This window comes from Streptomyces sp. S3(2020), from assembly GCF_013044505.1.
Lineage (GTDB): Bacteria > Actinomycetota > Actinomycetes > Streptomycetales > Streptomycetaceae > Streptomyces.
Map to the genome: position 1 here is coordinate 1 of NZ_JABERD010000267.1, position 11333 is coordinate 11333.

At 70.0% G+C, this 11333-nt stretch carries 8 protein-coding genes and 1 pseudogene; 5 read left to right on the plus strand and 4 right to left on the minus strand.

The window, feature by feature from the left end:
* Positions 1 to 635 precede the first annotated feature (635 nt).
* A complete protein-coding gene (locus tag HLK59_RS43835) occupies positions 636 to 1151 on the plus strand; it encodes a hypothetical protein (RefSeq protein WP_171147264.1) in 516 nt (171 codons plus the stop codon).
* 69 nt (positions 1152 to 1220) lie between these two features.
* A complete protein-coding gene (locus HLK59_RS43840) occupies positions 1221 to 1895 on the plus strand; it encodes an HAD family hydrolase (RefSeq protein ID WP_171147257.1) in 675 nt (224 codons plus the stop codon).
* 122 nt (positions 1896 to 2017) lie between these two features.
* On the opposite strand, the gene HLK59_RS43845 is transcribed toward HLK59_RS43840, so the two are convergent.
* The gene (locus HLK59_RS43845) at positions 2018 to 2584 is read right to left on the minus strand and encodes a DJ-1/PfpI family protein (RefSeq protein ID WP_171147258.1); all 567 of its coding nucleotides are present in this window, start codon (positions 2582 to 2584) and stop codon (positions 2018 to 2020) included.
* Between the two features lie 544 nt (positions 2585 to 3128).
* Between HLK59_RS43845 and HLK59_RS43850 the strand changes: the two genes are divergently transcribed.
* On the plus strand, positions 3129 to 8060 hold the full coding sequence (locus HLK59_RS43850; RefSeq protein WP_171147259.1) for an NAD-glutamate dehydrogenase: 4932 nt from the start codon (positions 3129 to 3131) through the stop codon (positions 8058 to 8060).
* 113 nt (positions 8061 to 8173) lie between these two features.
* Complete coding sequence (locus HLK59_RS43855; protein WP_346779955.1) at positions 8174 to 8599, plus strand: GtrA family protein; 426 nt, start codon at positions 8174 to 8176, stop codon at positions 8597 to 8599.
* Here HLK59_RS43855 and HLK59_RS43860 read toward each other — a convergent pair.
* A complete protein-coding gene (locus tag HLK59_RS43860; RefSeq protein ID WP_171147261.1) occupies positions 8596 to 9450 on the minus strand; it encodes an ABC transporter ATP-binding protein in 855 nt (284 codons plus the stop codon). The genes HLK59_RS43855 and HLK59_RS43860 overlap by 4 nt on opposite strands.
* On the minus strand, positions 9443 to 10372 hold the full coding sequence (locus HLK59_RS43865) for an ABC transporter permease (RefSeq protein WP_171147262.1): 930 nt from the start codon (positions 10370 to 10372) through the stop codon (positions 9443 to 9445). The genes HLK59_RS43860 and HLK59_RS43865 overlap by 8 nt, the downstream gene beginning before the upstream one ends.
* 164 nt (positions 10373 to 10536) lie before the next feature.
* Here HLK59_RS43865 and HLK59_RS43870 point away from each other — a divergent pair, with 164 nt between their 5' ends.
* Positions 10537 to 11163 carry a TetR/AcrR family transcriptional regulator gene (locus tag HLK59_RS43870; RefSeq protein WP_171147263.1) on the plus strand — a complete coding sequence of 209 codons (627 nt, stop codon included), beginning with the start codon at positions 10537 to 10539 and terminating at the stop codon, positions 11161 to 11163.
* Between the two features lie 19 nt (positions 11164 to 11182).
* Here HLK59_RS43870 and HLK59_RS43875 read toward each other — a convergent pair.
* A pseudogene (locus HLK59_RS43875) lies at positions 11183 to 11333 on the minus strand (UDP-glucose 4-epimerase GalE); the annotation flags it as partial.

The window sequence follows — 11333 nt, forward strand, 5'->3', positions numbered from 1 at the left end:
GCGGGGGGGGGGCGGGGGGGGGGGGGGGGGGGGGGGGCGGGGGGGGGGGCGGGTGGGGGGGGGGGGGGCGGCGGGGGGGGCGGGCGGGGGGGGGGCGGCGGGGGGGGCGGAGGGGGGGGGGGGGGGCGCGGGGGGGGGGTGGTCCCGGTCGGCGGCGGCGGATGTGTACGCCGGCGCGGTCGTGGTCAAGCCGCCGGGGGCGTACGCGGGGATCGTCGCGGCGGGGGGCGGGGGGGCCAGGGCGGCGGCGGGCGTCACGGCGGCCCGGGGGGCGGGTGCCCGGACGGTTCTGTGCCCTGGTCATGACCTTGTTCATGGGGTCCCCGTTCGGTGGGCCCGGATTCGTACCGGGCGGTAACTTTCGTGTTGGGGATCTTGTACGGGGTTGTGGCCGGCGGCGGCAAGGCGGCTCGGGGCCGGGTCGAGCGGCCGGAATGTTCACTTATCCGAGTGACCGAGGCGGGCTGGAGGCCTTGGTCGTGGGGGTGCACCGGGTGACTTTCCGTACCGGGGTGGACGCCTCCGGGCGTAGCGGCAGGGACTCGAAAGGGGACGCCCGCACGTATCCTGAAGCCCTCACCGAGGCCCTCGCGGAGCACTCCGAGCCCGCCCTCCGACCACGAAAGCGGCAGCCCATGCGCGTCTACGTCCCCCTGACCCTCTCCGGGCTCGCCGAGGCGTACAAGACGGGCGAGCTGGGGTCCGGACCGCTCGTCGCCTACGCCGTCACGCCCGCGTTGCGCGAGTGGTACCTCTCCGACGACATCGAGGAGCTGGAGTACGCGGCGCTGAACCGGGCCGCGCTCGCCTCGCTGCGGCTGCTGGCGGCCGACCCCGAGGCGGTACGGCGCCGGGTCGTGGTCGCCGTCGACGTGCCCGACGGATCGGCGCTCGCCGACCCCGACCGAGGGCTCGACCCGGCCGCGCTGGGCGAGGTGCGGGTCGACCGGGACGTGCGGCTGGGCAAGGCGGCCGCCGTGCACGTCGACGCGAGTGAGGCCGAGCCGGACGTGACCGCGGCCGCGGAGGCGCTGGCGGCGGCGGACGGCGGGGACGACGACGCGCACTTCGTCGTGGACGGGGCCGGGGACCACGAACTGCTCTGGTTCGCCACGCAGGAGATCCCGAACCTGATCGGGCTGGGGGACTGAGGGGCCTGCCGTGCACCTGTGACCTGCGGGTCACTTGATTGTCAGTGGCGGCGGGTACATTTTTTTGGCATGGGGAAGCAAACGGGCGCGCACATTGTGTGGGACTGGAACGGGACGCTGTTCCACGACAATGACGCGATCATCGGGGCGACGAACGCGGCGTTCGCCGAGCTGGGACTCGCGCCGATCACGATGGAGCGGTATCGGGCGCTGTACTGCGTGCCGGTGCCGAAGTTCTACGAGCGGCTGTTGGGGCGGCTGCCGACCGAGGCCGAGTGGGCCGTCATGGACGAGACCTTCCATCGGTACTACACCGAGCACCGGGTCGGGTGCGGGCTGACGGTCGGTGCGGCCGACCTGCTCGCGGGATGGCGGTCGGCGGGGCGCAGCCAGTCGATCCTCAGCATGTACGGGCACGAGGAACTGGTTCCGCTGGTCCGGGGGTTCGGTATCGAGGCGCACTTCATACGCGTCGACGGACGGACCGGGCCTTCCGGGGGCAGCAAGGCCGAGCACATGACGCGACACCTCGCGGCACTGACGGGGGTGGCGGGAGTGGACCCCGCTCGGACCGTGGTGATCGGGGACGCCGCCGACGACGCGGTGGCGGCGCGGCATGTGGGGGCGCGGGCCGTGCTGTACACGGGCGGTTCGCACAGCCGGGCCAGCCTGGAGGAGGTGGGGGTGCCTGTGGTGGACACCTTGGCGGAGGCGGTCGTGGAGGCGGAGCGGCTGGCGGCGTAGCCGCAGGGGGTGCGGGGCGGTGTCCATGTGCCGCTCCGCCGCGTGGGCGCGACCAGCACCTGCCCAACACCTGCCCACCTGCCCAGCACCTGCCCGGCCGCCACCCGGCCGCCGTCGAACGACTACGTCACCGGCGCCTTCGCCCGCAGGATCGTCATGAACTCGCGCATCCACCGGGAGTGGTCCGGCCAGGCCCGGGAGGAGACCAGCGTGCCGTCCACGACCGCCTCGGCGTCCTGGAAGGTGGCGCCGGCCGCCTGCATGTCGAGTTCCAGGGCGGGATACGCCGTGACGCGGCGGCCGCGGAGGCCGTCGATCGCGGCGGTGAGCAGGGGGCCGTGGCAGATCTGGGCGACCGGCTTGTCCGCGTCGAAGAAGGACTTGAGGATCTTGCGGAGTTCGGGGTCGTTGCGCAGGTACTCGGGGGCGCGGCCGCCGGGGATGACGATCGCGGCGTACTGACCGGGGTCGACCTCGGCGAAGGCGAGATCGGCGGGCCAGGTGTAGCCGGGCTTCTCGGTGTAGGTGTCGAAGCCGGGTTCGAAGTCATGGACCACGAACCGGAGCTTCTTGCGGGTGGGGGCCGCGATATGGACGTCGTAGCCCTCCTCACGGAGGCGCTGGTAGGGGTACAGGACCTCCAGTGACTCTGCTGCGTCGCCGGTGACGATCAGGATTTTGGCTGTCATGTCGGCAACGTGCATCCGGAGCGGGCCCTTGCCAAGGGGGCCGGTCGCCATTGGCCCGATGGACGCGGACGGCCACGCCCCCGATGACCCCCACCGCACGGTGCGCCGCTCGCCGCCCCTGTGCAGAACGTCAAAGTTCGACCCCTGGTTTTGTACACATACGGCTCATGACGGGCCCCCTGTAAGGAGCGATAGCCTGGTGGCGTGATCAGCGCGATAGCTCGCGGGGGCATCGTTGCCCCTGCCCTGCGCCCGGAGAGCACGGACCACATCCGTGACCGGGCGGCGGTCGCTGGTCTTCGCGGGCGGGGCGGGGGCACATGGACCCCCGGGGCGCCGCGCACATCCCCTGGAGCGGCGTCGCAGAGAGCAGCGTCACACCTGTCGGGCGTGCCGAGAATGGCTGATAACCCCCCGCTCATCTCACCTTGCGGCATAGCGTCGGAGCAGACCGGACACCCCGCGTCACGGCGTCACGTCACAGGGGAAGAGACCGTACTTCCTTCAACGTCACGCAACGGCGCGCGACAGGAGCCAGAGGACAATGCAGACCAAGCTGGACGAAGCCAAGGCCGAGCTGCTCGAGAGGGCCGCCCGGGTAGCTGAGAACAGCCCGGTCGGGGGGCACCTACCGACCGGGACGACGGACGAGAGCACCCCTGACCGGGAGACCGTGCTCGCGTTCCTCCAGCGCTACTACCTGCACACCGCCCCGGAGGACCTCACCGGTCGGGACCCGATCGATGTCTTCGGAGCCGCTCTTTCCCACTATCGGCTGGCCGAGAACCGGCCGCAGGGCACGGCCAGTGTGCGGGTCCTGACGCCCACCGTGGAAGAGAACGGATGGGCGTGCACCCATTCGATCGTCGAGGTCGTCACCGACGACATGCCCTTCCTCGTCGACTCCGTCACCAATGAGCTGACCCGCCAGGGGCGCGGCATCCATGTCGTCATCCACCCCCAGGTGGTCGTCCGGCGCGACCTCACCGGCAAGCTCATCGAGGTGCTCGCCCAGCGGCCCAGCGGCGAGCTCCCGCACGACGCGCACACCGAGTCCTGGATCCACGTCGAGATCGACCGTGAGACCGACCGCGCGGACCTGAAGCAGATCACCGCCGATCTGCTGCGCGTCCTGTCGGACGTCCGTGAGGCCGTCGAGGACTGGGAGAAGATGCGGGACGCGGCGCTGCGGATGGCCGAGGAGCTGCCCGCCGAGCCCGTCGCCTCCGACCTGCGTGAACAGGACATCGAGGAGGCCCGCGAGCTGCTGCGCTGGCTGGCCGCCGACCACTTCACCTTCCTCGGGTACCGCGAGTACCAGCTCCGCGACGACGACTCCCTCGCCGCCGTGCCGGGCACCGGCCTGGGCATCCTGCGCTCCGACCCGCATCACGCCGACGACGAGAGCCACCCCGTCAGCCCCTCCTTCGAGCGGCTGCCCGCCGACGCCCGCGCCAAGGCGCGCGAGCACAAGCTCCTGGTGCTGACCAAGGCCAACAGCCGGGCGACCGTGCACCGGCCGTCGTACCTGGACTACATCGGGGTGAAGAAGTTCGACGCCGAGGGCAATGTCGTCGGTGAGCGGCGCTTCCTCGGGCTCTTCTCCTCCGCCGCCTACACCGAGTCCGTCCGCCGAGTCCCCGTCATCCGCCGCAAGGTCGCCGAGGTGCTCCAGCGCGCCGGGTTCTCGCCCAACAGCCACGACGGGCGCGACCTGCTCCAGATCCTGGAGACGTACCCGCGCGACGAGCTCTTCCAGACCCCGCCCGGTGAACTCCAGTCCATCGTCACCTCCGTGCTGTACCTCCAGGAGCGCCGGCGACTGCGGCTCTACCTGCGCCAGGACGAGTACGGGCGCTACTACTCCGCCCTCGTCTACCTGCCGCGCGACCGGTACACCACCGGCGTCCGGCTGCGGATCATCGACATCCTCAAGGAGGAACTCGGCGGCATCAGCGTCGACTTCACCGCCTGGAACACCGAGTCGATCCTGTCCCGGCTGCACTTCGTGGTCCGTGTCCCGCAGGGCACCGAGCTGCCGGAGCTCTCCGACCAGGACAAGGAGCGCATCGAGGCCCGGCTCGTCGAGGCCGCCCGCTCCTGGGCCGACGGCTTCTCCGACGCGCTCAACAACGAACTCGGCGAGGAGCGCGCCGCCGAACTGCTGCGCCGCTACGGCAACGCCTTCCCCGAGGGCTACAAGGCCGACCACACCTCGCGCTCCGCGGTCGCCGACCTCGTCCACCTGGAGAAGCTCACCGAGGAGAACAACTTCGCGCTGAGCCTGTACGAGCCGGTCGGCGCCGCCCCCGGGGAGCGCCGCTTCAAGATCTACCGCAAGGGCGCCGCGATCACCCTGTCCGCCGTGCTGCCGGTCCTCAACCGGCTCGGCGTCGAGGTGATCGACGAGCGGCCCTACGAACTGCGCTGCTCGGACCGCAGCGTCGCCTGGATCTACGACTTCGGGCTGCACATGCCCAAGTCGCAGAACGGCGCGGGGGACTACCTGGGCGACGACGGCCGCGAGCGGTTCCAGGAGGCCTTCGCCGCGACCTGGACCGGCCTGGCGGAGAACGACGGCTTCAACGCCCTCGTGCTGAGCGCCGGGCTGAACTGGCGGCAGGCGACGGTGCTGCGGGCGTACGCCAAGTACCTGCGGCAGGCGGGCTCCACCTTCTCGCAGGACTACATGGAGGACACCCTCCGCAACAACGTCCACACCACCCGCCTCCTCGTCTCCCTGTTCGAGGCGCGGATGTCACCGGACCGGCAGCGCGCCGGGCACGAGATCGTGGACGCCCTCCTCGAAGAGGTCGACGCGGCCCTCGACCAGGTCGCCTCGCTCGACGAGGACCGGATCCTGCGCTCGTTCCTGACCGTCATCAAGGCGACCCTGCGTACGAACTTCTTCCAGGAGGCGATGGGCGGCAAGCCGCACGAGTACGTCTCCATGAAGTTCGACCCGCAGGCCATCCCGGACCTGCCGGCGCCGCGCCCGGCGTACGAGATCTGGGTCTACTCGCCGCGCGTCGAGGGTGTGCACCTCAGGTTCGGCAAGGTCGCCCGAGGAGGTCTGCGCTGGTCCGACCGGCGTGAGGACTTCCGGACCGAGATCCTCGGCCTGGTCAAGGCGCAGATGGTGAAGAACACCGTCATCGTGCCGGTCGGCGCCAAGGGCGGCTTCGTCGCCAAGCAGCTGCCCGACCCGGGCGTGGACCGGGACGCGTGGCTGGCCGAGGGCATCGCCAGCTACAAGACGTTCATCTCGGCGCTGCTCGACATCACCGACAACATGGTCGCCGGCGAGGTCGTGCCCCCGGCGGACGTCGTCCGCCACGACGAGGACGACACCTACCTCGTGGTCGCCGCCGACAAGGGCACCGCGACCTTCTCCGACATCGCCAACGGGGTCGCGGAGCAGTACAACTTCTGGCTCGGTGACGCCTTCGCCTCCGGCGGCTCCGCGGGCTACGACCACAAGGGCATGGGCATCACCGCGCGCGGTGCCTGGGAATCGGTCAAGCGGCACTTCCAGGAACTGGGCGTGAACACGCAGGCCGAGGACTTCACGGTCGTCGGCATCGGCGACATGTCCGGTGACGTGTTCGGCAACGGCATGCTGCTCAGCGAGCACATCCGCCTGGTCGCCGCCTTCGACCACCGGCACATCTTCATCGACCCGAACCCGGACGCGGCCACCTCGTACGCCGAGCGCCGCCGCGTCTTCGAGCTGCCGCGCTCCAGCTGGGCCGACTACGACGCCGAGCTCATCTCGGCCGGTGGCGGCGTGTTCCCCCGGAGCGCCAAGGCCATCCCGGTCAACGCGCACATCCGTGAGGCCCTCGGGATCGAGGGCAAGGTCGCCAAGATGACGCCGGCCGACCTGATGAAGGCCATCCTCAAGGCGCCGGTGGACCTGCTGTGGAACGGCGGCATCGGCACCTACGTCAAGGCCTCCACCGAGACCCACGCCGACGTCGGCGACAAGGCCAACGACCCGATCCGCGTCGACGGCGCCGACCTGCGCGTCAGGGTCGTCGGCGAGGGCGGCAACCTGGGACTCACCCAGCTCGGCCGGATCGAGTTCTCGCTCACCGGCGGGAAGATCAACACCGACGCCATCGACAACAGCGCGGGCGTGGACACCTCCGACCACGAGGTGAACATCAAGATCCTGCTCAACGGCCTGGTCGCGGACGGCGACATGACCGTCAAGCAGCGCAACAAGCAGCTCGCCGAGATGACCGACGAGGTCGGCCGGCTGGTGCTGCGCAACAACTACGCGCAGAACACGGCCATCGCCAACGCGCTCGCCCAGTCCAAGGACATGCTCCACGCCCAGCAGCGCTACATGCGCCACCTGGTGCGCGCGGGCCTGCTGGACCGGGCCCTGGAGTTCCTGCCCACCGACCGCCAGATCCGTGAACGCCTGGGCGCCGCACAGGGCCTGACCGGCCCGGAGACGGCCGTCCTCCTGGCGTACACCAAGATCACGGTCTCCGACGAGCTGCTGCACACCTCGCTCCCGGACGACCCGTATCTGCGCGGTCTCCTCGACGCCTACTTCCCGAGCGCGCTGCGCGAGAAGTTCGCCGAGCACATCGACACCCACCCGCTGCGCCGCGAGATCATCACGACCGTGCTGGTCAACGACACGGTCAACACGGGCGGTACGACCTATCTGCACCGCCTGCGCGAGGAGACCGGTGCCTCGCTGGAGGAGATCGTCCGGGCGCAGACCGCGGCCCGCGCGATCTTCCGCTCGGCCATGGTGTGGGACGGGGTGGAGGCGCTCGACAACCGGGTCGAGGCCGCCGTGCAGACCCGGATCCGGCTCCACTCGCGCCGGCTCGTCGAGCGCGGCACGCGCTGGCTGCTCAACAACCGGCCGCAGCCGCTCCAGCTCGCCGAGACCGTCGAGTTCTTCGCCGAGCGCGTCGAACAGGTCTGGTCGCAGCTGCCGAAGCTGCTGCGGGGCGCGGACCTGGAGTGGTACCAGCAGATCTACGACGAGCTGAGCGGCGTCGGTGTCCCGGACGAACTCGCCACGCGCGTGGCCGGGTTCTCCTCCGCCTTCCCGACGCTCGACATCGTCTCGGTGGCCGACCGCATGGGCCGGGACCCGATGGACGTCGCCGATGTCTACTACGACCTCGCCGACCGGCTGCGGATCACCCAGCTCATGGACCGCATCATCGAGCTGCCCCGCGCCGACCGCTGGCAGTCCATGGCCCGCGCCTCCATCCGCGAGGACCTTTACGCGGCCCACGCGGCGCTGACCGCCGATGTGCTCGCGGTGGGCAACGGCACCTCGACTCCCGAGCAGCGCTTCAAGGCGTGGGAGGAGAAGAACGCCGCGATCCTGGGCCGGGCGCGCTCGACCCTGGAGGAGATCCAGAGCTCGGAGGCGTTCGACCTGGCCAACCTGTCGGTGGCGATGCGGACCATGCGCACGCTGCTGCGGACGCATTCGTAGTTCGTACGACGAGAAGGGCGCCCCGGGCCGCGATGGCTCGGGGCGCCCTTTTCTTGGCCTGCCTTAGGCAAAGGGAAGGAGAAGACTTACCGTTTGCGGCTAAGCCTTGTGCCGTGACTTTGAACCTTGTCGAGGAGCGTGTCAGCGTCCGCGAAGTGATGCACTTCGGTGCCGTCGGCGGCAGCGGCGTCGCGGTGAATTTCGCTGTCTTCAATGTGCTGCTGCACGGCCTCGCCTGGCGGGCCATGGTGGCCACGGCGCTTGCCAGCCTCGTCGCCATGGGCACGAACTACCTTGGTTTCCGCTTCTTCGCCTACCGCGACCGGGACGCGCGCACTCACCAGCAGATCGTGCTGTTCTTCGTCTTCAGCGCGATCGGCGTGGCCATGGAGAGCGGGCTCTTCTACGTCGGCTATCACGGCCTCGGCCTTCACGGTCCGCTGGAGTCGAATGCCGTGAAGGCCGTGTCGATCGTGCTGGCGTCGGCTTTCCGGTTCCTCGTCTACCGCACCTGGGTGTTCCAGCACGAAGGGTCCTAGACGGCGACCTTCGGCTTCGGCTTGGGCTTCGGCTTCGTGGTCTTGTCGCCGGTGAAGGCCTCGTACTCCTTCAGGACGTCCTCGGTCGGGCCGTCCATGCGCAGTTCGCCGCGCTCCAGCCACAGCACGCGGTCGCAGGTGTCACGGATCGACTTGTTGTTGTGGCTGACCAGGAACACCGTGCCGGCGTGCTTGCGCAGCTCGCGGATGCGCTGTTCGGAGCGCCTCTGGAAGGAGCGGTCGCCGGTGGCGAGGGCCTCGTCGATGAGGAGGACGTCGTGGTCCTTGGCGGCGGCGATGGAAAAGCGCAGGCGGGCGCCCATGCCGGAGGAGTACGTGCGCATGGGCAGGGTGATGAAGTCGCCCTTCTCGTTGATGCCGGAGAAGTCGACGATCTCCTGGTAACGCTCCTTGACCTGCTCGCGGGACATGCCCATCGCGAGGCCGCCGAGGTAGACGTTGCGCTCGCCGGTCAGGTCGCCCATCAGGGCCGCGTTCACACCGAGGAGCGAGGGCTGGCCGTCGGTGTAGATGGCGCCGCTCTCCACCGGCAGCAGACCGGCGACCGCCTTGAGCAGAGTCGACTTGCCGGAGCCGTTGGTGCCGATCAGACCGATCGCCTCGCCGCGGTAGGCGACGAAGGAGACCTTCTTCACCGCGTGCACCTTGCGGACGCCGGACGCCTTCTCGGTCTTCTCGCGGCGCAGCATGCGGTTGAGGGCGGCGGTCGCGGAGCCGCGGCCGGCGCCGGTGCCGTTGACGCGGTAGACGATGTCGACGTTGTCGGCGACCACGGTCGGGATGTTCTCGTCGGTGTTGTCAGCGGTGTTGTCAGCGGTGTTCTCAGCCACGGCCGTAGGTCTCCTCAGCCTTCCAGAAGTAGATGAAGCCGCCGACGCCGGCGAGCAGCGCCCAGCCCGCGGCGATCGCCCACACATGGTGCGGCAGCTGGCTGGAGTGGAAGCTGTCGATCAGGGCGTAGCGCATCAGGTCGATGTAGACCGCGGCCGGGTTGGCCTGGAGGACCGGGCCGACCCAGGACGGCAGGTCGTTGTGCTTGCTGAGCAGGTGGTCGATGCTCCACATCACGCCGGAGACGTACATCCACGTGCGCAGCACGAACGGCATCAGCTGGGCGATGTCCGGGGTCTTGGCGCCGAGCCGGGCCATGACCATCGAGACGCCGGCGTTGAAGACGAACTGAAGCACCAGCGCCGGGATCGCGAGCAGCCAGGACGCCGAGACCGGCACGCCGAAGCAGAGCAGGATCACGACCAGGGCGGCCATCGAGAACAGCAGCTGCTGGAGCTGCTGGAGGCAGAAGGAGATCGGGAGCGCGGCCCGCGGGAAGTGCAGGGCGCGGACCAGGCCGAGGTTGCCGGAGATGGCGCGGGTGCCCGCGAGGATCGAGCTCTGGGTGAACGTCCAGATGAACACGCCCGTCACCAGGAACGGGATGTAGTCCGGCACGCCCTTCTTGGTGCCCAGCAGCACGCCGAAGATGAAGAAGTACACGGCCGCGTTCAGCAGCGGGTTCATCACCTGCCAGACCTGGCCGAGCTTCGCCTGGCTGTACTGGGCGGTGAGCTTGGCGGTCGAGAACGCGGTGATGAAGTGGCGCCGGGCCCACAGCTGGCGGATGTACTCGGACAGGGTGGGGCGGGCACCGCTGACCGAGAGGCCGTGACGGGCGGCGAGGGCCGCGAGGTCGCCTTCGGCGGGCGTGGGGAGGGGAGCCGCCGTCGGAGGCGGTGTGTGGAGGACCTGGCTCACATCCGCTGCTTTCGGTAGGGGGTGTCTCCGGTCACCTGACGTTTCCTTACGCTTCTCTTCACGTTCTCTTACGTCGGGACGGGACCGTATCGTCGCAACGTGAGCGTAGGCCGAATCGGCGTCGGAACGCAACCGTTTCGTCGTGACGCCCTATGCTGGTCCGTATGACGACGAACGCAGACGAGCCGCAGACCCGTCCGCGCCGCCGGGCCCCCGCCGGAGCCGCAGTGCTCCGGGAGGACGTGACGGAGGCCATCCGGGCGGCCGTCTTCGAGGAGCTCGCGGCCGTCGGCTACGCGCGGATGTCCATCGAGGGGATCGCGCGCCGGGCGGGTGTCGGCAAGACCGCCGTCTATCGGCGCTGGCGCTCCAAACTCCACCTCGTCCTCGACGTGGTGTCGGCCCTCGCCGTGCAGGGGCTGCCCGCGCCTGACACCGGTGCGCTGGAGAGCGATCTGCGGCTGCTGTACGAGGTGACGTCCCGTGCCCTGCGCCACCCCGTGGCCTCGCAGATCCTGCCGGACCTCCAGGCCGAGGCGGCCCGCAACCCCGAGATCGCCGAAGCGGTGCAGAAGGCGCTGCGGGACGGGCAGGAGGGCGTCGCCAGCAAGATCCTCGTGGCGGCGGAGCAGCGGGGCGAGGTCCGGGCGGGACTCGATGACGAACTGGCGCTCGACCTGATCTCCGGACCGCTGTACTGGCGGTCCGTGGTGATCCGGAGCCCGAAGCTGCCGAAGGGGTACCTGGACGCGCTGGCCTGCGGGACGGCCGCGGCACTGAAGGCGCTGTAGCCGGACCCGGTCGGGGTGCCTAGCCCCGAGCCGACTCCGGATGCAGCCGTACCCAGCCCTCCCAGGCCGATGTGATCATGTCCTGGATGTCGTGCTTGGCCTTCCAGCCCAGTTCTGTGGTGATGCGGTCGGCGGAGGCGACGACTCGGGCGGGGTCGCCGGGGCGGCGG